Source organism: Saccharopolyspora sp. NPDC049357 (genome assembly GCF_040677225.1).
GTDB lineage: Bacteria > Actinomycetota > Actinomycetes > Mycobacteriales > Pseudonocardiaceae > Saccharopolyspora.
This window is the reverse complement of record NZ_JBFAQJ010000001.1, coordinates 162,693-185,155: the sequence shown is the minus strand read 5'-3', so window position 1 is coordinate 185,155 and position 22,463 is coordinate 162,693. Positions and strand designations below refer to the sequence as shown.

Genomic DNA, 22,463 nt, shown 5'->3' with positions numbered 1-22,463 from the left:
GTCACATGATCGCCCGGATCGCCTTCTCGAATCCGGCGACGTGGTCTTCGGCGATCTTCTCGGCTTCCCGGCTCTCACCGTCTGCGACTGCTCGCAGCAGGCCGACGTGCTCGTCGACGTGCCGGTCGAAATGGGTGACCCGATCCAAGAACACGCAGAAGATCCGCGTGGCGAGGTTGTTGTACCGCACCAGGGTGTCTTCCAGGTGGGGGTTGCCGGCGGCGCGGTAGATCGAGCGGTGCACCCGCAGATCCCACTGCATCAGCTCAGGGCGGGACTTCAGCACGACGTCGTCGTCCTGAATGACCTCGGCCAGCTCGGTCAGCTCGGCGCGCATGACCTCCGAAGCGTTCTCGGAGGCGCGGCGGGCGGCCAGCGGCTCGAGGTGCACGCGGATGTCGGAGATGGAGGCGAGGTCGGTGATGTCGACACCGGAGGCGAAAGTGCCGCGGCGCGGGTAGGAGACCACCAGCCGGTCGACTTCGAGTCGCTTGAGCGCCTCGCGGACGGGTGTGCGGCCGATGCCGAGGGCTTCGCTCAGTGCCAGGTCGTCGATGGGCGACATCGGCGGGATGTCCAGCATGATCAGCTGGTCCTGGATGGCGGCGTACGCGCGTTCGGCCATCGAGGTGGGGGCTGGTTCGAGCTCGTGCGGGGCGGTGGTCACGAAAGACATCGTAGGGGCGGGAATCCGCTGGTCCATGCATCCTACCCTTGATGTATCTTTTGTATCCATACTGATATATTAACTGGTCCCAGCGTGCTACAGGCGAATCGTCTCCGACGAGACGAGCAAGGCCCTGCACGGCCGCGCCATCAACATCCACCACTCCTTCCCCGCGGGGTTCATCAAGGGCGCCAAGCCCTACCACCAGGCCTACGATCGCGGTGTGAAGCTGGTCGGCGCCACCGCGCACTACGTCACCTCAGACCTGGACGAGGGACCGATCATCGAGCAGGAGGTCATCCGCATCGACCACGACCCCCGCGCGCTGCGAACCGTGGGACGTGACGCGCAGGCGCTGTCCCGCGCGGTGCGCTGGCACTGCGAGCGTCGCGTGCCGCTCAACGGCCACAGCGCGGTCGTCTTCCCATGACCGCTCGTTTCGACGATCTCCGCGCGGGCACCGCGCTTCGGTTCCCGGCACCGTCCGGTGTGCTGATCACGCACCAGCCGGAGGAGGTGGCACCGGTTCTCGACCTGGTGGACCGGGCGACGTCGAACGGTCGGTGGGTCTTCGGGTTTCTGGCGTACGAGGCCGCGGCAGGACTGGATCCCGATCTCGCGGTCCACTCTGCGCAGGAAGGGTTGCCGCTGGCCTGGTTTGGTATCACCGGGCCGCCAACGCCGATCCCCGCGGTGTGCGGTCGTGCCGAGGCGGGTGACTTCGACGTCGGATGGGAGCCGAACTGGTCGCCGGTGGAGCATCGGGTCCTGGTGGATCGGGTTCGTGAGAGGATCGCGGCGGGGGAGACCTACCAGACGAACCTCACCGTGCGGATGCGCGGCAGGTTCGCCGGTGACCCGGCTGGGTTGTACCGGGACCTGGCGACCGCCCAATGCGGTGCGTACAACGCGTACCTCGACCTCGGGCGGTTCGCGATCGCCAGTGCGAGCCCGGAGTTGTTCTTCGAACTGCGAAGCGACGAGGTGTTGTTGCGGCCCATGAAGGGAACCGCGCCCCGCGGCCGCGATCAGGAGGAAGATCTGGCCCTGGAACGCGCGTTGCGCGGAAGCGCGAAAGAACGGGCTGAGAACGTGATGATCGTTGACTTGATGCGCAACGACGTCGCGCGGGTCGCGGTGCCGGGCAGCGTCAGGGTGCCGTCGTTGTTGTCGGTGGAGCGGTATCCCACCGTCCTCCAGCTCACCTCGGACGTGACCGCGCGGCTGCGTCCTGATGCTGGTCTGCGCGAGCTCTTCCGGGCCCTGTTTCCCTGCGGCTCGGTCACCGGTGCACCGAAGGTCAGCACGATGCGCCTCATCCGCGAGGTCGAGCCCGATCCGCGTGGGGTGTACTGCGGTGCCGTCGGCTGGTTCGCACCGCCGTCGGCCTCGGTCAGAGCGCGGTTCAACGTCGCCATTCGCACGGCGGTCGTCGATCGTGAAGCCGGCCGAGTCCAGTACGGCACTGGTGGTGGGATCACGTGGAGCTCCGATGCGGACGCGGAGCATCGTGAGTTGCTCGTCAAAGCTGAGATCCTCCGTCGCCGCGGTCACGCGCGAGCCTCCTCGCCCGGGATCGAGGGAGCTCCGCGATAGGCCCAGGAGATCGCTCCACGTGGAGGACCACCGGCCCGGCTTCCACTGGAATTCGGGCGCTTATCCGGTTTTCCGGACGTGGAGGTGTGCTGAACCCCGGCGATCGACGAGGTGCCTCGCGCGGAGCGAGGCACCTCGTCGCGGCAGTGAGAGGACCGGGATTCGTCAGTACCTCCCAGATCTCTCAGCCGGCTCTTCGACCGCGGCGGGGGATCCCGGAAGTGGTTGGTTGGCGGACTCCTTGGTGAACCACACCGAGATCGCGCCGATGGCGCCGGCCCCCATGAGGTACCAGGCGGGCCACATGACGTCACCGGTGGTGGCGATCAGTGCGGTCATGGCCGAGGCGACGGTGCCGCCGAACAGGGACACGGAGGTGTTGAAGGAGATGGACAGCGCTCCCTGACGGACGCCGGTCGGGAACAGGGCAGGCAGGGTCGATGGCATGGTGGCGCTGAACATCACGAGCATGAGGCCCATGAGCAGGAGGCCGGTGAAGACGGTGCCGGTGGTGTTGTGCTGGATGAGCAGCACGGAGGGTACCGAGAGCACCGCCAGGGCGATGCATCCGCTGAGAACCACGGGCTTGCGGCCGATGCGGTCCGACAATCGCCCGATGGAGGTGATGACGATCAGCATGATGCCCATGACAGCGATCTGCAGCAGGTAGGACTCGGTCTCGCCGATGCTCGGTGGCAGCACGTCGGAGAGGTAGGTGGGCATGTAGGAGGTCAGCATGTAGTTGGTGACGTTGAAAACCAGGACCAGCCCACCGCACTGGAGCATGGCCGGCCAGTGCTGCGCGAAGATCGTTCGGATCGCCTTCTTGGCGTGCTGCTCCTTCTGGTCGGCTTCTTCGACGAGTTTCGCGAATGCGGGGGTCTCCTCCAACTTCATGCGCAGGTACAGGCCCACGATTCCCAGCGGTCCGGAGATCAGGAACGGGATCCGCCATCCCCACGACAGCAGATCTGCTTCGGAAAGCGTCGCGTGGAGGACCATGACGACGACCGCGCCCAGGATGTAGCCGACCAGAGTGCCGAACTCCAGCCAACTGCCCAGGAAGCCACGGCGCCTGTCAGGTGCGTATTCGGCGATGAACGTCATCGCTCCGCCGTACTCGCCACCGGTGGAGAAGCCCTGCACGAGCCGGGCGATCAGCAGCAGCATCGGCGCGGCGATGCCGATCGCGCTGTAGCTGGGGATGATCCCGATGCAGAAGGTGCCGACCGCCATCAGGATCATCGTCGTGGACAGAACGCGGGTTCGTCCGATCCGATCGCCCAGCAGTCCGAAGAACATCCCGCCCAGCGGCCGTACGAGGAAGGCCGCCGCGAAGGTGCCGAAGGTCGCCAGCAGCTGCGCGGTCGGGCTCGAATCGGGGTAGAAGACCTTGCCGATGGTGATCGCCATGTAGGCGAAGACACCGAAGTCGAACCACTCGGTGACGTTGCCGACCGCTGCTGCGGTGACCGCGCGCTTGACCAGTGATGGAGCGACGACTGTGGAAGAGGAATGCGTTGTGGGTTTTTCCGTTGGAACTTCCGCTGACATGGTGTTCGGCACCTGGCGCGGTGCCGCCTCCTTTCAACGACGGGTTCCTGAAAGGCCATTGGGGCCGGTCAGGCGAAACTGGCGTTGGAAAGGCCGAGAAAGGCCGCTTGAAGGGCCGATCTCGCGCTTTGCGCCCTCGGCTCGCATCCGGCCGTGGACGTATCCGCCTCGTCAGCACCGGCTGTGCCGCCGCGGCTCACGCCGAACTTTCGTTTGTTGCGCAATGGGGAACTTGGCTCGCTGAATGCAACAGCCTTGCCTCGCTCGATGGCCTTGTCAAGGGCGACAACGGCCCGAAGCGCGCTTTGATCAGCGCGAATCAACGCTTTGACCTGCGTAAATATAGATCAATTGGGATCTGAGATTGATATATCAATCGGCGATCAGGAGTCCGGAAGGGATGCCCGGGGCTTGACGTCGGCTCTGCGAATCCGGACGATGCGTGGCGACGGAGGCGGCTCGCGGGCTTCGGCACGGGGATGGGCGCGGTATTCCCGAAAAGTGGCCGCCCGAGGCTTCCTTCCGTTCGGTGGCGGGTGCTCATCCGTCCTGCGCGATTTCAGTGGAAATCGGAACCCCGAGTTCCACTGAAATCCGGTAAACCGCCGCATCTGGGGGATCGTCGAGAGCCACCGGCGATCTGGAACGGTGCGGCCGGACCCGCGGCGGCTCGGTCGCATCGCTAGGTGCGCGGAGGGAGCGTCACCGCGTTCAAGGGTCGATTATCATTCCGTTGCGCCCAGCGGCCTTTGCGTGGTACATGGCCTCATCAGCGCGAGCGAGAGCCTCGTCCGGACTGTCGTTGTTGTTCAATCCCACGTATCCCAGGCTCGCGCTGACCGTGCAGGAGGAGTCGTTCAGGCGGACAGGTCCGTCGAATGCCTCTTGAATTCGCCTGCTGAACTCTTGAGGGTTCTCAGGGGCGGGGTCGAGAAGGATCACGAATTCATCGCCGCCCATGCGTGCGAGCGTGTCCGTCCGCCGAATGCAGGCGCGAACGCGAGCTACGACCGTGCGCAGCACGGTATCTCCCGCCTCGTGCCCCAGGACGTCGTTGATTTCTTTGAAGTGATCCAAGTCGGCGTACAGGAGGCCAAGGCGCCGAGGCTGCTGATCCTGGGACATGGCCTTGTCGAGGCGGAGCAGCAGAACGTTCCGCGTGGACGCCCCGGTGAGAGGATCGTGGTTGGCCTGGTAGCTCAATTGCCGCCGGGCTGCGTAGAGCTGACGAAGTGTGATGAGCTGTCGCACGACGACCAGCGCTACAACGCCGATGAGCGCGTACACCTCGCCGACGTGCGGATCACCGGTGGAGATCGTCGTGAAAAGCGTCCATCCGCACACGACGGCGAAGGGTATGTACGGAACGAACAACAAGGGTGTCCGCGGAACCGGGTGCGAAACCCGCCGGTTGCGCGACGGCGCAGCCAGCAGGAGCAGCACCGGGCCCACCATGTAGCCGACATCCGCCACGAGTGGAGGTGTCGAATAATTGGCGATGTTGTAGAGGTACACCGAATCCGACACATCAATGGCAACAAGGCCGGCCACCAGCCACACCAGTGGAAAACGCAAGGTCCCGTACAACGCGATCGCGAACAGAACCACAATGGTGATCAGGACCAGGTCGGCGAGAGTGTAGGAAGCGACTACGAGGAGCCTGCCCGCACGGGCGGTGTCGGCTTGCCGAACCACGCTGTAAGCGATTTTCCAGCTCAGCGCCAACACACTTCCCGCGATGATCAGTCCGTCGAGCACGACGACCACGTGCGACGGGACCACTTCGTGCTCTTCAACCGCCCCCCGATCCTTCTTCGTCAGGACGAGCAGGGCCAGGAAGGAGAACAGCGGAAGCCCGAGATAAAGCGCGTTCGCAGCGTTCGGGAAGGTCATCGGATCGATGCTGCGGTACCAGGTCCACAGCGCATGAGCTGTGGCGAAGCAGGCGAGTGCCGAAGCCATCAACCATCGCCAGCGTCGCTCGTCACCTGTCCGGCGCCACCCGGTCCAGGCGAAGGTCGTGGCTGCGGCAACGGCGGCCAGCACGCCGGTCAAGTCGGCGACGAACTGGCTGGCCGCAGTCCCCAGCACGCCCGAGAGCACCAGCGCGACGGCAGCAGCAATGACGACCGCACCCGCCGCGAGGTTGACGGCGGTCATGCTGAGCGCCGTCAGGTGCCTGGGGTGTCGTTCGTGCATGCTCGCACCCGAACTGGTGTTCCGGAGGAGACGTCGTCGTGCCGGAACGGACGATTTGGCAAGCCGTTCGGCCCCATCCCAACGATAGCTCGGCAACTCTGATCGGTCGCGGGAGCCGACCACTTCGACATCGGATGTCAAGAGCGGATCGCACACCCTCGGCGCGAGCGTGCGGGGATCCTGTCGTACCCCAGTGCTCGCCCTGACCAGCGGAAACACCGCTCATGGGTACCTTGACTGCGGAGTTTCGGAAACAACTGTTTTAATCTCGATTAAGGGAGCGGTTCGAGGAGATTCGCGCAGGACTTGCACGGGGTGCCTGAGCCGTGGGGCATGACGAATGCGGTTGGGCGGTTCATCGACCCGCCTCGTGAGATGTGTCGGTACCGGCTGTGGAGGACATGGCCTGCCCGCCCCGGTCGAGGGGAAGTTGTTCCGGGGCGGGCAGGTGCTCGTTCGTGCAGGTCGGTCGCGCTTCGGGGTGTCGCGCCCAGATCTGACGAGTCGTGCGCCGCGCACGGCGCGTTGCCCGCCACTGCCGAACGAGCTGGAGGTCAGTGATGACGGCGGCCCACGGCATGACCCCGAGGAGTGCGAGCAGGACGTAGAAGCTGATCACTCCGCGCCTCGCGTGGTCGAGTGGGAGTGGAACGTGGTGGACGTGGGTCGGGTGGCGGTGAACGAGCAGTTCATGGCGCGACTTCCGCCTTGAGCGATCGGTTGCACTCCGGGCACGTTGGCGCGGTGAACCACTCGGCCTCGGTGGGCAGGCGCATGGAGACGTTCTCGCCGCAGATTGATGTGTCCGTGTCTTGGTTCCTCCAACGGCGTCCCCGGAACGCGTGCCGGATCTGATCACTGGAAGGCAGCCAGTAGTGCTGCGGCGGTGCGGTCCCATCTCGCTGTGCTCCGGCGGTGGTCCCGTTCTTGCGGCTGTCCCGCATGTTCCCTCCAATTCGTTGCCTTGCGGGCACGATCAAGTCGAGATGGTGAAAATTAGACGCTAAGATCAAGACGTCGGCAAATATATGAGCCATATTGGGTGATCTCCTCGTGGAGATCTTCCGTGAGAGGCTGAGCGCATGGCAGGTACCGCACGGCAGGTGCACCTCGGGCGCGAGTTGAAGAAGCTCCGGGCCGCGCAGGGGCTTTCACTGGACGATGTGGCCGCTCATCTGGAACGGTCACGGTCCACGGTGGGGCACTGGGAATCTGGTCATTCCCGCGTTGGGCCCAATGACCTGCGGGAAGTTCTGAAGCTTTACGGAGCGTCCGAGGAACTGGGTGAACAGCTTCAGCAGCTTCGGAGAGAGGCCGGCAAGCGCGGGTGGTGGCAGAGCTACAAGCTCCCCGCGCATCTCGCGCCCTTCGTCGGATTCGAGGCCGAAGCATCCGAGATCTTCCACTTCGAGCTTGGCCTGGTGCCGGGCCTGCTGCAAACGCAGTCCTACGCCAGGGAGATCCACGAAGTTGGGCGGTTGACTCTGACGGACGAGCAGCTGCAGGAATGGGTGGAGGTCCGGCTGAAGCGTCAAGAGCGACTTCAGCCCGGCAATGGACTGACGTTGCACGCCGTCGTCGCCGAGGAGGCTCTGCACCGCGTCGTGGGCTCGCCAGCTGTGATGGCAGAACAGCTGGAACACCTGGTGAGAGTGTCGAAGCAGCCGACTGTCAACATCCGGGTGCTGCCCTTCGAGGCCGGGGTTCACATCGGCATGGTCGGTCCGATCACGGTACTGAGGTTTCCCGACGCGGGTCATGCGGACATCGCCTACAGCGACACGCCGTTGGGTGGCCATGTGATCGATGATCTGCGGGACGTCGCGGAGCTGAGCCGGCTGTTTGCGTCCCTGGAATCCCAGTCGCTCCCGACGGCGGATTCGAGGAAGGTGCTACGTAGGATTGGAGGCGACTACGCGGCACGCATGAAGGAGTAGACGTGAACGCCCAACCCGAGTGGCGGAAGTCCAGCCGCAGCAACCAGGGCGGCAACTGTGTTGAGGTCGCCCTCAACTTAGGGACACCCCTGATCCGGGACTCGAAGCTCGGCGAGGCGTCACCGGTCCTGAGCGTTAAGCGTGAGGCCTACGTTTCCTTTCTCCGGTCTGTGAGCGCGGACAGGTTCACGAAGTGAGGGTTTCCACAGGTGAAAGCCTGTGGAAACCCTCCTTTTGTGTTCTTATCCTGGTACCCCCGCTGAGGGGCCGTAGGCCCATCGGATGGGCCGCTGCTCAGTCGAAGCGGGTTACTACTGCGTCTGCTGCCCAGCACTCGGTTGGGGTCACGATCAGCGGGTTGATCTCCACGGTCTCGTAGTCGGCCAGTCCGCCGCGCTCGAAGGCTTCGCAGAGCTGGGTGAGGGCCTTGCGGGCGGCCGGGTGCTCGGTGACTCCGGCTGTGCGCAGCAGGTGTTCGGCGTCGTCGGGGTGCAGCGGGAGTCGACGGGTGGTGGAGCGGTTGGCGAGTTCGGTGGCCGTGCCGCCCAGGCCGACCACGACGTGCTTGCCGAGCACCGGATCGGTGTTGAGGCCGATGAGGATCTCCTTGCCGAAGACCATCTCCTCGACGAGGTAGCCCTCGATGGTGCCGGGGTCGACTCCGGCGGCGGTGACGCTCGCTTCGATCTGCTTCGTCGTGGCGGGGAGCTCCTCGGGGCTGCAGATGCCCAGCGCCACGCCGCCGAGACGGGACTTGTGGCTGATCGGGGCGATGATCTTCACCGCGAACGGCGGACGCAGGTCGGCGGCCACCGCTGCCGGGTCGTCACCGCGATCGACTCGGACGCCGCGCACCACGGGTGTTCCGGCAGCTTCGACCAGGTCGCGGGAGTCGGCTTCGCTGAGCACGCGGTCACTGGTCTCGGGGCCGGTGGTGTGCTCGTCGTTCGGCAGAGCGGGGAAGAGCTTGGCGAGGGCGGTGAAGGTCAGCCGGAGGTTGTGCACCACCGAGACGTGCGGGTGCCGAGCCTGGTAGTCGCGGACCCAGTCGGTGACCGGGACCGGTGCCATCGAGGTGATGACCAGCGGCATCTCGTGCTCGGTGGACAACCTCGCCAGGTCGTCCCAGTTCCAGGTGTGGACGGCCTGCTCCGGTGAGTCCGAAGGAAGCTGGACGCTCCACGGCATCAGGACGAGTCCGGTGTTGGGGTCGGCGAAGACCCTGCTGTTGACGCTCTCGTCGCCTTCGCGGCGCTTGACGCCGATGACGTCGAGCGGGTTGTCGACGAACGAACCGGGCCCGGCGAGTTCGCGGATCCGCGCGATCGTCTCGTCGGCGAACACGGTGAGGTTCACGCCGTGGCGTTCGGCCAGGTCGCTGCACAGGGCTGCTGCGCCGCCGGAACCGCCCAGGATCGAGACCGCGCGCGGCCGACCGGGTTTGACGCCGGACAGGCTCAGCGTGGCCAGGCGCATCAGTTCGTCGATGCCGTCGGCGCGCAGCACGCCGTGCTCGCGCAGCAGCTCGGAGAGCACCGCGTCGCTGCCGGAGATGCTGGCGGTGTGGGAGAGCACGACCCGGCCACCGCGTTCGGACACCCCGGACTTCAGCACGATGATCTGCTTGCCCGCCTCGCGGGCGCGTTCGAAGGCATCGACGAACACGGGGAGCTGCTCGGCGGAGATGCCTTCCAGGTAGACGCAGATGACCTCGGTGGTGGCTCTGCTGATGGCCAGCGAGATCGCCTCGGCGACCCCGAGCAGCGCGCCGTTGCCGGTCGAGGCGCAGAAGTCCACGCCCAGGTGTTCCTCGGTGGCCGCCGCGACCAGCGCGGACAGCAGGGCGCCGCTCTGCGAGATGATCGAGACCGGGCCCGCCGCGGCGTCGAGCCAGACCGGTTCGGCGACGGCGCAGACCCGCTCGTGGAAGTCGGCGAAACCGACGCAGTTGGGACCCCACAAGCGGGTTCCGGTGCCGGAGACGATGTCGATGAGCTCGGCGTGCAGTTGGCGGCCCAGGTCATCGCCGCGTTCCCCGAAGCCGTCGGAGACCAGCACGACGTCGGGCGTTCCCAGTTCGGTGAGTTCGCGGACGGCCTCGACGCTGGCCTCCCGCCGGATGGCGACCACGGCGGCGCGCGGTGCTTCCGGTAGCGCCCCGACGCCGGGGACGGTGGGCAGACCGGCGACCTCGGTGTGGGTCGGGGTCACCGGGACGACGTCGAGGTCCGGGTTCAGCGTGCGCAGGTTGTGGATGGCGCACTGGGTCCAGAAGTTGCGGGGCGAGGCGCCGACGACGGCGATGGTGGATCGGGACACGGCGGTGTGGCTCCTTCGGGCTCGGGCGGGTGCGGTGATCAGAAGGCGAGCGAACCGCCCTCGGCGTACCAGGTGCGCGCGGCGGAGATGCCCAGCTCACCGAGCTTGGCGACCATGCGCCGGTTGCCCTCGGCGGTGTGGATCAGCGCGTCCCAGCCGGCGCAGGCGTCCAGGGTTTCCCGGAACCCCTGGCGGATCAGCACGTCGTTGGCCGCCCGCTTCTTGATCTCGAGCATGTCCAGCGGGGTCTTGGACACCTCGCGGGCGACTTCCCGCGTCTTGTCCAGCACGTCATCGGCGGGCACGGCGTAGTTCGCCCAGCCCCGGGAGGCGGCTTCGGCGCCGGAGATGTGGGAGCCGGCGGTGTAGGAGAGTTCCTTGGCCTTCTTCGGACCGAGGTGCGACATCGCGACGGGTCCGAGCATGCCGCCGCCGATGGGCAGCACCGGCCATCCGATCTTGGTGTCCTCGCCGACCACCGCCAGATCGGCGCAGGCCGGGATCAGCGTGGCCCCGCCCATGCAGTAGCCGTGCACGCCGGCCACGACGGGTTTCGGCAGGTCGAAGACCGCGCTGAAGGCGCGGATGTGGCCGCGCAGGCGCAGCCAGTCCTCGTGGGCCGTGCGGTGCGCGGGCGCATCGCCGTTCGTGCTGGGTGCGGGGCGGGCGACGTCCCAGCCGACGCTGAACGCGCGGCCGGCGCCGCGCACGATGATCACCGAGACCGAGGAGTCGGCCCCGAGCTCGTGCAGCGCGTTCTCGTAGTCCTCGAACAACGCGTCGTTGAACGCGTTGAGCTTGTCCTCGCGGTCCAGCACGAGTTCGGCGACCTTCTCGTTCCGTTCGATGCGGACGAGACTCATGGCACGAGCCTTTCTGCTAGGGGAGAGCCGGTGGTGGTGTCCGGCAGCGCGATCCGATGGCGGTGCAGGACGAGGCCGTGGCCCCGATCGGCGATCGAGTGCAGGGTTTCGGCGAGCTCGGCCCGGCATCGGCAGGCGTCGGGGTCGAAGAGGCACCGCAGGCATTCGTCGTGGATGATCGGCGGCTCGGTGACGTCGCCGCCGAGAACGAGCGCCGTGATCTCGGCGGACCCGTCGCGCCACCGGACCACGTCGAAGGCCGTGCCGCGGATGGTCAGCTGGAACGCGCTCGCACGCCGGTCGCCGCGTGCCAGTCGGTGGGCGAGCACGGCGGAGGTGGTCACCGCCGGCAGGCCGTGTCGGTGTGCCCAGACGCGTGCTTCCGGGAGCCGCTGGATGGTGGTCGGGTCGGTGTCGGAGACCAGGCAGGCGCGGGCGGCACCGGTTCCGGCACCGGCGAGCCTGACCAGGTCGAGTGCGGCCTCACCGGCATCGAGCCGGCCCAGCACTCCTGCGTCGTGGGCTCGGTAGGTCAGCACGTGCCCGGGGCGTGCGAACGCCTCGGCCGTGGTGGTGGGGTCGCCGAGCAGGGCGATCGTGCGGGCGCGGTCGGTGGCGGAGATACCGGTGCCGGTGCTCTCCGCGGTGTCCACGGCGACGCCGTACTCGGGGGCGTTCGGTGTGCTGTGGTCGCGGCTGATCGGGGGCAGTTCCAGCCGGTCGGCGTCGTGCCGGGGCAGCGCGACCTGCAGCAGGCCCGAGGTGTGCCGGACGGCGAAGGAGACCAGAGCGGTGGTCGCCAGGCTCGCCGCGAACACGAGCTCACCGCAGGGGTGTGGCCCGGTGTCGTCCACCAGCACGATCGGTTTTCCCGCTCGCAGTGCGGCAATCGCGTCGTCGACCGCGTCCGTCTGGTGTGGACCGCCCAGGGCCACGACGTCGTCGAGTTGGGGAGTTTCCGCGGTGACGACCATTTCGTCGATCCCGTTCACGACGACGCGCCGGAGAAGATGGCGCGCGGGTTGTCCACGAGCATGGTGTCGATGTCGTGCTGGCTCACGCCCGCCTGGAGCAGCGCGGGGATGACGTCGCGGGTGATGTGCGTGTAGTTCCAGTTGGGCAGGTGTTCGGCCCGGTAGGCGTCGGGGAAGTTGTGGCTGTGGCACGACGCGTCGTGCGAGAGCACCAGGCGCGTGGCGTAGCCGCGACGGACGAGTTCGACGACCGTTCGGATGCGCTTGTCGAACGGTAGCCGGTTGTCCAGCCCGAACCGGTCCATGCCGAGGTAGGAACCGTTGTCGAGCAGCCGCTGGAGGTAGTCCAGGTCCTCGGAGTCGCCGCTGTGCCCGATGATCACGTTGCCGAGGTCGACGCCTTCCTCGGCGAAGATCTTCTGCTGCTCGAGCCCGCGCTCGGTGGCCACGTCGGTGTGGGTGGAGATCGGCACGCCGGTGCGCAGGTGAGCGCGCGCCACCGAGCGCAGCACCCGCTCGACGTCGGGGGTGACTCCCGGAACGTCGGTCGCGCACTTGAGGATTCCGGCGCGGATGCCGGTTCCCGCGATGCCTTCGCAGATGTCGCGCACGAACATGTCCACCATCGGCTCCTCGCCGCCGATGAGCCGTCCGGGTCCCCGGAGCCGCAGGTAGGTGGGCAGTTCGTTGAAGGTGTAGTAGCCGGTCGCGGCGATGATGGTGACCGGCGAGCGCTCCGCGACGGCGCGCACCCTGCGGATGTCCCTGCCCAGCCCGAGCACGGTCAGATCGACGATCGTGTCGATGCCGTTGGCCTTGAGATCGGCCAGCTTGGCCACCGCGTCGTCGGTGCGCTGGGCGTCGTCCCAGGTCTCGGGGTAGTTGGCCGCGTACTCGTGGTTGAACACGAACACGTGCTCGTGCATCAGCACGCGGCCGAGCTGGTCGCTGTCGATGCCGCCGGTGATGGTCTGGACCGAACTCATGGGGTGCACATCTCCCTCGGAAACAGGGGTGGGGGCAAGCGTTTTCGCCTGCGGTGGAAGTGCAGATGCGGGAGTGGAGGTGACTGCGTAAGGCGTCTCTGGCTGTTGACAATGACGCGCGTGTCATGTTTAGTCAAGCCCGTCTTCACCCCGGGTTGAGCAGCGGTTTCGCCCGGCGGCGCCGCCTTCGATGCGGGCTGCCGGACCACCCCGTCATGGGTCTTTGAGGAGAGCAATGAGCAACGTCGCCACCCCGCATTACGGGATCTTCAGCCTCTCGAACGTGCCCCCGTGGAACACCCACAACGAGGTCGTGCACAAGGCCGTCGAGCAGATCAAGCACGCCGACCGGCTCGGCTTCGAGGAAGCCTGGGTGGCCGAGCACAACGGCCGCCGGTACGGGATCGTGGCCTCCGCGCAGCTCCTGCTGGCCGCGGCCGCAGCGGCCACCGAGCGGATCCGCCTCGGATCCGGGGTGTCGCGGCTGCCGATGCACCACCCGCTGCGACTGGCCGAGGACTACGCCTACGTCGACCAGCTCAGCAACGGGAGGTTGAACTTCGGGATCGGAAAAGCCTACGACCGCTTGGAGTTCCAGGCCTACGGGATTCCGGAAGCCGAGCGCGACGCCCGCTACGAAGAGGTCTTCGACATCGTCATGCAGGCGTGGCGCGACGGGAAGGTGAACTACCGGGGCGAGCACTACCAGGTGCCCGCCGAGGGTGAGGTGGTCGACGAGGTCGAGCTGTTCCCCGAAGTGGTGCAGAAGCCGACGCCCCCGGTGTTCGTGATGGTGTCCTCCAGCGAGGAGTCGCTGCGGTCGGCGGCCCGGCGTGGCTTCTCGTTCGTCCTCGGTCAACGCCCCACCCGCAACGACGTGAAGCACCTGGTCGGGGTGTACCGGGAGGAGGCACGCGCGGCCGGGCACTCCTTCGACGCGATCGACGAGAACATCGCCCGCGCTTCCCAGCTCAAGGCCGTGCACGTGGCGGAGAGCCGCGAGCAGGCCAAGGAGGAGTACCGCGAGGGATACATGTGGTACGTCGGGGTCCTGACCAATCGCGCGAAGGTCGGGCTCGGCATCGACGAGCTCAGCTACGACGAGTACATCGAGCGCAAAACGCTGGTGCTCGGTTCGCCCGATGACGTCGCCGAGGAGCTCGCCTCCTTCCACAGCCACACCGGCCTCGGCGGCTTGGTCGCCTGGTTCGACGCGGGCAGTCAACCGCAGGACCGGGTGCTGCGATCGATGACAATGTTCGCTGAGAAGGTGCGTCCGCAACTGTGAGCGTGGCGGCGGACTCAGCAGCCGCTGGCACGCCGCACGTCCGAGAACGGAGACATGATGGCGAACGGCAGCTCCGGTGAAGGCCGCAGGAAGAGTCCGCCGAAGGTTTCGCAGCAGAGCCCGGAACCGCGCACCGCGCGCGGTCGCCGCACGCGCGACCGGCTGCTGGCCGCTGCGCGCGTCGTGTTCGAGACCCGAGGTTTCCTGGACACCCGCGTCGGTGACATCTGCGACGAGGCCGGCCTGGCGCAGGGCACCTTCTACATCTACTTCCAGTCCAAGGAAGACGTCTTCTACAACCTCGTCGACTCGGTCATCGCCGATCGGTACCTCCTGACGGCCGTGCCGGACGACTTCACCGGAACCGTTGCCGACAGGTTCGCCTACACGTTGCGGCAGTACTTCGCCGAGATGGAGCACTCCCGGCGGTTCAGCCGGATCGTCGAGCAGGTCGCCACGTTCGACGAGCGCATGCGGGAGAACCGCATGCAGATCCGGCGCGACTTCCGGCGGCGCGTGCAGCACGGCATCGAACGGCTGCAACGGCAGGGCGCGGCCGATCCCGAGGTCTCCGCCGAGCTCACCGCGGAGGCGATCGTGGCGATGATCAACAACTTCGCCTACATCAACCTGGTCATCGGTGAACGAGAAGACCTCGACATCGAAGAAGTGGTCCAGACACTCACCAACATTTGGGCGCGTGCCTTGGCGCTGGACGTCGAGAAGGCGGAGGCCAACGACCCCAGGGAAGCGCCCCGGAAGAGAAAGACCTGACGCGCATGGAATTCACCGTTCCGGAAGACGCTGCGGAGACGGCGAAGGCGGTGCTCAGCTTCATCGAGCGCCACGTGGAACCGATCGAACGCGAACACGCCGCGCTGCTCGAGGACGAACGCAAGCGCTACGACGACAACGGGCTGCTGGTGCCCGCCGTTCAGGACCTGAAGAAGCAGGTCAGGATGGCCTCGGCGGAGGCCGGTTTCTACACGATGTTCGGCGACGAGGCGCTCGGCGGGGGTGGGCTCGGCGAGATCGCGCTGGTGCACATCCAGGAGGAGCTCAACCGGATCTGCGGGCCCGCCCGGCCGCTGATCCACGAGAACGTGATCCCGTCGGTGTTCACCAACGGGCTGAGCCCGATCCTGTGCGAGCTCAAGCCCGACGTGCGGGCGCAGTACCTCGACGGCATCGCGTCGGGGGAGAAGACGCTGTGCTTCGGGCTCTCCGAACCCGGTGCCGGCTCCGACGTGCAGCGCATCCGCACCCGGGCGGTCCGGGACGGCGATGAGTGGGTGATCAACGGCTCCAAGCAGTGGATCACCAACGCGCCCTACGCCGATTACTGCATCCTGTTCGCCGTCACCGACCCCGAGGCGAACAAGGACCGGCGCGGCGGCATCACCGCGTTCTTCGTCGACACCCGGTCGGAGGGGTTCGAGTGCACCAGCGTCATCCCGATCCTGGGTCACGCCGGATCGCACATCGGGATCGTCACCGTCGAGGACCTGCGGGTGCCCGAGGACCACATCATCGGAAACCTGCACAAGGGGCTGGCGCTGGCGCTGCTGGGGATCAGCAAGGGACGGCTGTCGATGTCGGCGATGTGCGTCGGCCTGGCCCGCTGGGCCCTGGAGATGTCCGTGGAGTACGCCCAGCAGCGCGAGACCTTCGACTCCGCCATCGGTGATCACCAGGCGATCCAGATCAAGCTGGCGGAGATGGCGATGGACGTCTACGCCGCCAAATCGGTGGTGGGGCGCACCGCGTGGCTGGTCGAACAGCGCCATCGCGCGGTCAAGGAGACCTCGATGACCAAGGCCCTGTGCACCGAGATGCTGGGTCGGGTCAGCGACGCGGCCATGCAGGTGCACGGAGCGATGGGCCTGACCAACGAGCTGCGGCTGCAGGAAGCGTGGCGGCACGCGCGCACGCTGCGGATCCCCGACGGCACATCGGAGATCCAGCGCCGCACGATCGCCGGGCGCCTGCTCGCCGGCGACCACGAGCTGTAGTCGCCGATCTGAGAGGTGAGCAGTGGACATCGACGCGACATCGCTGCCCAAGTACGCGGAGCTGCCGCGGCTGGACGACATCGGCGCGAACTGCTCGTGGGGCGTGTTCGGGCCCGATGACGAGCTCGGCACTCTCAACCTGCTCGACGCCGACGCGGTCCGCGCGGCCACCGGACTGGTGCGCACCGGCGAACGGATCGGGCTGAGCCTTCCGCTGGACCAACCGGATCCGCCGCTGTTCCGGCGAGAACCGTTCCAGCACACGATCAAGCGGATCGGCAGCATGTGGGACGACCGGCTGGACTCCTTCTTCCCGCAGGGATCGACCCAGTGGGACGGGTTCCGGCACCACCGGGTGCGCGAGCACGGCTTCTACGGCGGAGTCGTGGACGATCCGGTGACCGGGAACCCGAGGCTGAGCATCCACCACTGGGCCCGCAGCGGCATCATCGGACGCGGAGTCCTGCTCGACGTCGCAACGCATTTCAGCGGCAGCGACTACGATCCGCTCGCCGAGCGCAGCATCACCGCCGACGAACTGCGCGCCGTCGCGCGTGCGCAGGACGTGACGATCCGCCCCGGTGACGTGCTGTGCGTGCGCACCGGCTGGCTGGAGGCCTACCGCGCGCTGGAACCCGCGGCCCGGGAGGAGATCTCGGCCCGCAAGAGCGGACTGGATTCGGCCGGACTGAGCGCCGACGAGGCGACGGCGGAACTGCTGTGGGACTGGCACATCGCAGCGATCGGCGCGGACAACCCGGCGGTCGAGGTGACCCCCGGTGACCCTGCCGTGGGCAGCCTGCACCGCCGGTTGCTCGGACTGCTCGGCATTCCGCTCGGCGAACTGTTCGACTTCGACGAGCTCGCCGCGCGGCTGCGAGACCTCGGCCGCCACGAGTTCATGTTCGTGTCGGTACCGCTGGCACTCGTCGGTGGGCTCGGCTCACCGGGCAACGCCGTGGCCTTGCTCTGAATTCCACTGAAAATGATGAAGGTGGTGAAACATGGAAACGAGCGGTGACATCGCCGAATCGACGCGGAACGATTTCCGCGGCTCGATTCCGCCGCAGCGCATGCGTGATGTGGTGGGTTCCTTCTGCTCCGGTGTCGTCGTGGTCTCGGCGGTGGGTGCCGAGGGACCGGTCGGGCTGACCTGCCAGTCGTTCGCCTCGCTGTCGCTGGACCCACCGCTGGTGACCTTCGCGGTCGCCCGGACCTCGCGGACCTGGCCGCGCATCCGCGACGTCGGCTCGTTCTGCGTCAACATCCTGGCGGCCGATCAGCGGGAGCTCAGCCAGCAGTTCTCCCGCTCCGGCGCGGACAAGTTCGCCGGGGTCGAGTGGTTGCCGAGCCCGCTGGGCGCCCCCGTCTTGGACGGCGTGGTCGCCTGGATCGAGTGCGAGCTGTGGCACGAGTACGACGGTGGTGATCACACCATCGTCATCGGTGAGGTGCACGAACTGGCCGGCACCGCAGACCGCCGTCCGTTGCTGTTCCACCGCGGTACCTATCTGGATCAACCGAGCACGACCGCGTGAACTGATCCCTCCGGGAAATCACGACGTTCACAGCAGTTGATGCCGCGTGCGCATTCTTCGCGTTCGCGGCACGGGCCGAGCACGGCCGCATTCCGATGCAATCAGCGATCGCCGGAAATAGCGGCGCATCGAAAACCATTCGCTCTCAACGAAGAGAGACATCATGGCCACATTGCAGTCCAGACGCGCCGCTGCGGCGAGCGTGATCGGAACGACCATCGAGTACTACGACTTCTTCATCTACGCGACCGCCGCGGCGCTGGTGTTCAACACGGTGTTCTTCCCCGCGCTGCAGGGCTTGGCCGGCACGCTGGTGTCGCTGTCGACCTTCGCGGTCGCCTTCCTCGTCCGCCCCATCGGCGGTGTGGTGATCGGTCACCTCGGTGACAAGGTCGGTCGGCGCCCGATGCTCGTGCTGACGTTGACCCTCATGGGCGGCGCGACCCTCCTCATCGGACTCCTGCCGGGCTACACCACCCTGGGCGTGGCCGCCCCGGTGCTGCTGATCCTGCTGCGCATCGTGCAGGGATTCGCGATGGGCGGCGAGCTCGGCGGCGCCGTGCTGCTGACGATGGAGCACAGCAGGCCGGAGAAGCAGGGCTACTTCGGCAGTTTCGTGCAGATCGGCGGTCCGCTCGGTCTGGTGCTGGCCACCCTGGTCTTCCTGCCGCTCAACGCGTTGCCGCAGGAGGCGTTCCTGAGCTGGGGTTGGCGCGTGCCGTTCCTGCTCAGCGCGATCCTCATCATCCTGGGTTACGTGCTGCGGCGCACCATCGACGAGAGCCCGACGTTCGAGAAGATCAAGCAGCGCGGCGCCACCGACCGGGCCCCGGCGCTGACGATTCTGCGCACCTACCCGGTGCGGACGTTGCTGGTGGCCGGCACCACGCTCAGCGGTGGCGTGGTGTTCTACCTGATGTCGGTGTTCGGGCTCTCCTACGCCACGACGTCGCTGGGCATCAGCCGCGGCACCATCCTGCTGATCGTTCTGGTCGCGATGATCCTGGACTGCGTGTTCGTGGTCGCCTCCGGCACGCTGTCGGACCGGGTCGGCCGCGGCAGGATGATCCTGGCCGGGGTGATCGGCAAGGCGGTGCTGGCATTCCCGTGGATCTGGCTGGTCAGCAGCGGCGACGTGTGGTTGATCTTCCTCGGCTACGTGCTCATGTGCATTCCGCACGCCGCGGGCCAAGGTGTGGCAGGGGTGTTCTACGCGGAGGCGTTCCCGGTCAACGTGCGCTACTCCGGGCTGTCGATCGGCTACACCATCGGCATGATCGGCGGCAGCGCGATCGCCCCGATGGTGGCGGCCAGCCTAGTCGCCACGTTCGGCATCAACTCGCTGGGCTGGTACCTGCTGGCGATGAGCCTGCTGTCGCTGATCTCGACGATCGCGGTCATCCGGATCCGCAACAACAGCACCGCGGACGACGAAGCGGAGGTCGGCACCGGCGCAGCGGCGGCGGCGTCATGACCGGGCCGACACCGAGGGTCGCCGTCGTCACCGGTGCGGCGTCGGGGATCGGTGCGGCGATCGCCGAGCAGCTGCGCCGGGACGGACTCCACCTCGCCGCCCTCGACCGCGACGAGGCGGGCTTGGCCGCCGGGCGCGGTGACCGGGACCGCCTGGCCGTGGCCTGCGACGTGCGCGAGGACGCGCAGGTCGCAGCGGCCATCGACGAGATCGTGGACTGGCGGTCCCGCATCGACGTCGTGGTCAACGCAGCCGGAGTCCTCGTGCGCGCCGACGCGCGCGCCACCACTCCCGAGATCTGGCGGACGGTGCTCGACATCAACCTCGTCGGCACCTTCCGCGTCGTCCAGGCCGCGATGCCCCACCTCACGGCAGGGGACGACACCGACGCCAAGCGCGTGATCAACATCGGCTCGGGTGCCGCCGACCGCGGCTACGCCTACCCGGCCTACACGGCCTCCAAGGGCGGGATCGTCGCGCTGACCCGGCAGCTCGCCGCGGAACTGGCACCCGAGGGGGTCACGGTCAACGCGATCAACCCGGGATTCATCCGCACCGCCATCAACGACGACGCGTGGCGCGACGACGACGCCAGAGCCCAGTGGGAACGCACCATCCCGCTGGGACGGATGGGCCGGCCGGAGGAGGTCGCCGCGGTGGCGTCCTTCCTGGCCTCACCCGGCGCCGGCTACGTCACCGGCCAAGCGATCCGCGTCGACGGCGGCAGGTCCGCGATCTCAGGGCGGCCGTCATGAGCTCCGGCGGCGGTCGCCTCGCCGGGAAGACGTGCGTGGTCACGGGCGCGGCCGGTGGACTCGGCGCCGAGATCTGCCGGGCCATCGGCCGCGAGGGCGGCGTGGCGATCGGACTGGACCTGGTGGCGGCACCCGACTCCGACCTGCTGCAGGTCGACATCCGCGACGAGCGCTCGGTCGCGCAGGCGATCCAGCGGATCGCGCAGGAGCACGGCGGGATCGACGTGCTGGTCAACAACGCCGGCGTCGGCGGACCGCGCAAACCAGCTCACGAGGTCGAGATCGCGGAGTTCGACGAGCTCTTCGCCGTCAACGTGCGCGGCACCTGGTTGTGCACCAAGCACGTGGTGCCGCGGATGATCGCCGCAGGCGGCGGCAGCATCATCAACATGTCGTCGATGTACGGGCTGGTCGGCAATGCGATGGTGCCGCTCTACCACGCGACGAAAGGGGCCGTGCGGTTGATGACGAAAGCCGACGCGGCCACCTACGCCCAGCACGCGATCCGGGTGAACTCGGTCCACCCGGGCTCGATCGACACGGGCTCGGCCGGCTCGGTGCGCCAGGACGAGTCGCCGGCGGCGCGCGAGTACAACGCGCGCACGCTCGCCGCGATACCGCTGGGCGCCCGAGGCGAACCGGCCGACGTCGCCCACGGCGTGCTGTTCCTGGCCTCGGACGAGTCGAAGTACATCACGGGCGCCGAGCTGGTCATCGACGGCGGCTACACGGCGGTGTGAAGAACCTGCTGCGAGGAGACCACATGCCCACTCTTGACGAGCTGATCGCGCGGACCGAGATCACCGATGTGCTCGGACGCTACGCGCACGCGATCGACCGCGGAGACCGCGAACTCGCCAGAACCTGCTACCACCCCGACGCCACGGACGACCACGGGCGCTTCAGCGGAACCGTCGACGAGCTCTTCGCGTTCTTCGAGACCTACGGCGCAACGCTGGAGAGCACGTTCCACTTCCTGAGCCCACCCACCATCGCGTTGGACGGGGAACGCGCGGAGGTGGAGACCTGCTGCCTGTACCGGCGACAGCCGGTCGACGGCGGTGCATCGGCGGCGGTGTTCCAAGGCCTGCGCTACTTCGACATCTTCGAACGACGCGCGGGCCGGTGGCTGATCGCCGAACGGACCGTGATCCTCGACTGGGAGCACGCGGCCCCACCGCTGCCCACCACGGCGAGCCCGCCGACGTGGGTGCGAGGAAGCCGCGGTGACACCGACCCGGCCGCACCCTTGACGAGGTCCCTGACGGCCGCGGTCCGACGACGGGCCGACAGCGCCGACGCCGACGATCAGGGGTTCATCGGGAGGTGCACGTCGTCGTAGGCGGCGTCGGCCGCGTCGATCAGACTCGCCCCGTCGGTCTGAGCGTCGGCGATGGCCGCGTACCAGGTGTCGAGGGTGGCTTTGCAGTGGCGGACCAACTCCTGCGCCGCCGGGCTCAGCGCATCGCGCCGGTGCGCGACGCCGAAGGGCACCGACACCAGCGGATCGGTTTCGATCACGACGGCACCGAGCCGTCGTGCCTGGACGGCCATCCGCAGCGGCAGGAACGCGTGCACCCCGCCGCCGAGGACGAGGGTGAGCTGAGCGTGGCGGTTGGGCATGCTCGCGATCAGCCGCGGTTCCACCCCCACGTTCCGCAGGGCGGTCGCGACCCGGTCGTTCTCGCGCTGCGCGAGCGAGCAGATCGTCAGCGGCAGGTCGCTGAGGGCGTCGAGCGGAAGCGTCCCGCTCGACGGTGCCGGAGAACCCGGCGGCATCACCAGCAGCAGCCGCTGCACCCCGAGCTCGACGAATTCGAGGCTCTTGGTGGGGACCGGACGGGTGGTGAACCCGAGCTCGTAGCGTCCGGTGGTCACCTCACCGCACAGGTCCCGGACGCCGGCGACCTCGGAGATGTTCAGCCGCACGTCCGGGTAGCGGGACCGGAACGACGTGATCCAGGAGGCGACCGCATCGCTGGACATCTCCGGCATCGTGCCGATGGAGACCGACCCCGCCTCGAGGTCCCGGGCCGAGCTCAGCGCGTCGCGGGCGGCGACGACGTCGTCGAGGATCGCCCGCGCCTTGGGAACCAGCAGCGTCCCCGCCGGGGTCAGGGCCAGGCTGCGCCGCGCCACGCGCTGGAACAGCTCCACGCCGAGCTCGCGTTCGAGCGCCTGGATCGCTTGGGACAGCGCCGGTTGGGAGACGTAGAGGTGCTGGGCGGCGCGGTTCAGCCCCTCGTGCTCGACCACGGCCAGGAAGTACTCGATCTGGCGCAGTTCCATCGTCCCTCCTCC

Annotated in this window: 20 protein-coding genes and 1 pseudogene; 13 read left to right on the top strand and 8 right to left on the bottom strand. The window is 67.5% G+C overall.

The window, feature by feature from the left end; genetic code table 11:
• Position 1: 1 nt before the first annotated feature.
• The gene (locus AB0J91_RS00855) at positions 2 to 676 is read right to left on the bottom strand and encodes a GntR family transcriptional regulator (protein WP_363862553.1); all 675 of its coding nucleotides are present in this window, start codon (positions 674 to 676) and stop codon (positions 2 to 4) included.
• A 73-nt stretch (positions 677 to 749) separates the two neighbouring features.
• On the opposite strand from AB0J91_RS00855, the pseudogene AB0J91_RS00850 reads away from it, so the two are divergent.
• Together AB0J91_RS00850 and pabB are read left to right on the top strand one after the other, a co-directional pair.
• A pseudogene (locus AB0J91_RS00850) lies at positions 750 to 1,097 on the top strand (formyltransferase family protein); the annotation flags it as partial.
• Complete coding sequence (gene pabB, locus AB0J91_RS00845) at positions 1,094 to 2,263, top strand: aminodeoxychorismate synthase component I (RefSeq protein WP_363862551.1); 1,170 nt, start codon at positions 1,094 to 1,096, stop codon at positions 2,261 to 2,263. The pseudogene AB0J91_RS00850 and the gene pabB, both read left to right, overlap by 4 nt.
• A gap of 165 nt (positions 2,264 to 2,428) precedes the next feature.
• Here the strand turns inward: pabB and AB0J91_RS00840 are convergent, their stop codons facing one another.
• Complete coding sequence (locus tag AB0J91_RS00840) at positions 2,429 to 3,817, bottom strand: MFS transporter (protein ID WP_363862548.1); 1,389 nt, start codon at positions 3,815 to 3,817, stop codon at positions 2,429 to 2,431.
• A gap of 711 nt (positions 3,818 to 4,528) precedes the next feature.
• Positions 4,529 to 5,977, bottom strand: coding sequence for a GGDEF domain-containing protein (locus AB0J91_RS00835; RefSeq protein WP_363862545.1), 1,449 nt, complete (start codon positions 5,975 to 5,977; stop codon positions 4,529 to 4,531).
• 1,121 nt (positions 5,978 to 7,098) lie between these two features.
• Here AB0J91_RS00835 and AB0J91_RS00830 point away from each other — a divergent pair.
• Both AB0J91_RS00830 and AB0J91_RS00825 read left to right on the top strand, forming a co-directional pair.
• Positions 7,099 to 7,953, top strand: a complete 855-nt coding sequence (locus AB0J91_RS00830) for a helix-turn-helix transcriptional regulator (RefSeq protein ID WP_363862542.1) — start codon at positions 7,099 to 7,101, stop codon at positions 7,951 to 7,953.
• A 2-nt stretch (positions 7,954 to 7,955) separates the two neighbouring features.
• Positions 7,956 to 8,150: a DUF397 domain-containing protein gene (locus AB0J91_RS00825; protein ID WP_363862539.1), complete on the top strand. Its 195-nt coding sequence runs from the start codon at positions 7,956 to 7,958 to the stop codon at positions 8,148 to 8,150.
• 97 nt (positions 8,151 to 8,247) lie between these two features.
• On the opposite strand, the gene AB0J91_RS00820 is transcribed toward AB0J91_RS00825, so the two are convergent.
• Genes AB0J91_RS00820 through AB0J91_RS00805 form a run of 4 tightly spaced genes read right to left on the bottom strand, consistent with a single transcriptional unit; the run spans position 8,248 to position 13,095 of the window.
• Positions 8,248 to 10,272 (bottom strand): acetate--CoA ligase family protein, encoded by a 2,025-nt coding sequence (locus AB0J91_RS00820; RefSeq protein WP_363862536.1) that lies wholly within the window; start codon positions 10,270 to 10,272, stop codon positions 8,248 to 8,250.
• A 38-nt stretch (positions 10,273 to 10,310) separates the two neighbouring features.
• Entirely contained in the window at positions 10,311 to 11,135 is an 825-nt protein-coding gene (locus AB0J91_RS00815) for an enoyl-CoA hydratase/isomerase family protein (protein WP_363862533.1), read from the bottom strand.
• A complete protein-coding gene (locus tag AB0J91_RS00810) occupies positions 11,132 to 12,109 on the bottom strand; it encodes a 3,4-dihydroxy-2-butanone-4-phosphate synthase (RefSeq protein ID WP_363862530.1) in 978 nt (325 codons plus the stop codon). The genes AB0J91_RS00815 and AB0J91_RS00810 overlap by 4 nt, the downstream gene beginning before the upstream one ends.
• A 14-nt stretch (positions 12,110 to 12,123) precedes the next feature.
• Positions 12,124 to 13,095, bottom strand: coding sequence for a phosphotriesterase-related protein (locus AB0J91_RS00805; RefSeq protein WP_363862527.1), 972 nt, complete (start codon positions 13,093 to 13,095; stop codon positions 12,124 to 12,126).
• A gap of 235 nt (positions 13,096 to 13,330) precedes the next feature.
• Here AB0J91_RS00805 and AB0J91_RS00800 point away from each other — a divergent pair, with 235 nt between their 5' ends.
• From AB0J91_RS00800 to AB0J91_RS00760, 9 genes are all read left to right on the top strand, one after another.
• Positions 13,331 to 14,383: an LLM class flavin-dependent oxidoreductase gene (locus tag AB0J91_RS00800; RefSeq protein ID WP_363862524.1), complete on the top strand. Its 1,053-nt coding sequence runs from the start codon at positions 13,331 to 13,333 to the stop codon at positions 14,381 to 14,383.
• Positions 14,384 to 14,440: 57 nt separating this feature from the next.
• Positions 14,441 to 15,157 (top strand): TetR/AcrR family transcriptional regulator, encoded by a 717-nt coding sequence (locus AB0J91_RS00795; protein ID WP_363787744.1) that lies wholly within the window; start codon positions 14,441 to 14,443, stop codon positions 15,155 to 15,157.
• A 5-nt stretch (positions 15,158 to 15,162) separates the two neighbouring features.
• A complete protein-coding gene (locus AB0J91_RS00790; RefSeq protein WP_363862521.1) occupies positions 15,163 to 16,395 on the top strand; it encodes an acyl-CoA dehydrogenase in 1,233 nt (410 codons plus the stop codon).
• A gap of 22 nt (positions 16,396 to 16,417) precedes the next feature.
• Positions 16,418 to 17,368 (top strand): cyclase family protein, encoded by a 951-nt coding sequence (locus tag AB0J91_RS00785; RefSeq protein WP_363862518.1) that lies wholly within the window; start codon positions 16,418 to 16,420, stop codon positions 17,366 to 17,368.
• A 31-nt stretch (positions 17,369 to 17,399) separates the two neighbouring features.
• Positions 17,400 to 17,933, top strand: a complete 534-nt coding sequence (locus AB0J91_RS00780) for a flavin reductase family protein (RefSeq protein WP_363862515.1) — start codon at positions 17,400 to 17,402, stop codon at positions 17,931 to 17,933.
• A 163-nt stretch (positions 17,934 to 18,096) separates the two neighbouring features.
• The gene (locus AB0J91_RS00775; protein ID WP_363862512.1) at positions 18,097 to 19,407 is read left to right on the top strand and encodes an MFS transporter; all 1,311 of its coding nucleotides are present in this window, start codon (positions 18,097 to 18,099) and stop codon (positions 19,405 to 19,407) included.
• On the top strand, positions 19,404 to 20,162 hold the full coding sequence (locus AB0J91_RS00770) for an SDR family oxidoreductase (protein ID WP_363862509.1): 759 nt from the start codon (positions 19,404 to 19,406) through the stop codon (positions 20,160 to 20,162). The genes AB0J91_RS00775 and AB0J91_RS00770 overlap by 4 nt, the downstream gene beginning before the upstream one ends.
• Complete coding sequence (locus AB0J91_RS00765; RefSeq protein WP_363862506.1) at positions 20,159 to 20,902, top strand: SDR family oxidoreductase; 744 nt, start codon at positions 20,159 to 20,161, stop codon at positions 20,900 to 20,902. The genes AB0J91_RS00770 and AB0J91_RS00765 overlap by 4 nt, the downstream gene beginning before the upstream one ends.
• A 23-nt stretch (positions 20,903 to 20,925) precedes the next feature.
• Complete coding sequence (locus tag AB0J91_RS00760) at positions 20,926 to 21,504, top strand: nuclear transport factor 2 family protein (RefSeq protein ID WP_363862503.1); 579 nt, start codon at positions 20,926 to 20,928, stop codon at positions 21,502 to 21,504.
• Here AB0J91_RS00760 and AB0J91_RS00755 read toward each other — a convergent pair.
• Positions 21,471 to 22,451 carry a LysR family transcriptional regulator gene (locus AB0J91_RS00755; protein WP_363862500.1) on the bottom strand — a complete coding sequence of 327 codons (981 nt, stop codon included), beginning with the start codon at positions 22,449 to 22,451 and terminating at the stop codon, positions 21,471 to 21,473. The genes AB0J91_RS00760 and AB0J91_RS00755 overlap by 34 nt on opposite strands.
• Positions 22,452 to 22,463 lie beyond the last annotated feature (12 nt).

Coding starts and splice junctions, on each gene's coding strand:
- AB0J91_RS00855 (WP_363862553.1), bottom strand. CDS start 676: ATGTCTTTCGTGACCACCGCCCCGCACGAGCTCGAACCAGCCCCCACC.
- pabB (WP_363862551.1), top strand. CDS start 1,094: ATGACCGCTCGTTTCGACGATCTCCGCGCGGGCACCGCGCTTCGGTTC.
- AB0J91_RS00840 (WP_363862548.1), bottom strand. CDS start 3,817: ATGTCAGCGGAAGTTCCAACGGAAAAACCCACAACGCATTCCTCTTCC.
- AB0J91_RS00835 (WP_363862545.1), bottom strand. CDS start 5,977: ATGACCGCCGTCAACCTCGCGGCGGGTGCGGTCGTCATTGCTGCTGCC.
- AB0J91_RS00830 (WP_363862542.1), top strand. CDS start 7,099: ATGGCAGGTACCGCACGGCAGGTGCACCTCGGGCGCGAGTTGAAGAAG.
- AB0J91_RS00815 (WP_363862533.1), bottom strand. CDS start 11,135: ATGAGTCTCGTCCGCATCGAACGGAACGAGAAGGTCGCCGAACTCGTG.
- AB0J91_RS00810 (WP_363862530.1), bottom strand. CDS start 12,109: ATGGTCGTCACCGCGGAAACTCCCCAACTCGACGACGTCGTGGCCCTG.
- AB0J91_RS00805 (WP_363862527.1), bottom strand. CDS start 13,095: ATGAGTTCGGTCCAGACCATCACCGGCGGCATCGACAGCGACCAGCTC.
- AB0J91_RS00800 (WP_363862524.1), top strand. CDS start 13,331: ATGAGCAACGTCGCCACCCCGCATTACGGGATCTTCAGCCTCTCGAAC.
- AB0J91_RS00795 (WP_363787744.1), top strand. CDS start 14,441: ATGGCGAACGGCAGCTCCGGTGAAGGCCGCAGGAAGAGTCCGCCGAAG.
- AB0J91_RS00790 (WP_363862521.1), top strand. CDS start 15,163: ATGGAATTCACCGTTCCGGAAGACGCTGCGGAGACGGCGAAGGCGGTG.
- AB0J91_RS00780 (WP_363862515.1), top strand. CDS start 17,400: ATGGAAACGAGCGGTGACATCGCCGAATCGACGCGGAACGATTTCCGC.
- AB0J91_RS00775 (WP_363862512.1), top strand. CDS start 18,097: ATGGCCACATTGCAGTCCAGACGCGCCGCTGCGGCGAGCGTGATCGGA.
- AB0J91_RS00770 (WP_363862509.1), top strand. CDS start 19,404: ATGACCGGGCCGACACCGAGGGTCGCCGTCGTCACCGGTGCGGCGTCG.
- AB0J91_RS00765 (WP_363862506.1), top strand. CDS start 20,159: ATGAGCTCCGGCGGCGGTCGCCTCGCCGGGAAGACGTGCGTGGTCACG.
- AB0J91_RS00760 (WP_363862503.1), top strand. CDS start 20,926: ATGCCCACTCTTGACGAGCTGATCGCGCGGACCGAGATCACCGATGTG.
- AB0J91_RS00755 (WP_363862500.1), bottom strand. CDS start 22,451: ATGGAACTGCGCCAGATCGAGTACTTCCTGGCCGTGGTCGAGCACGAG.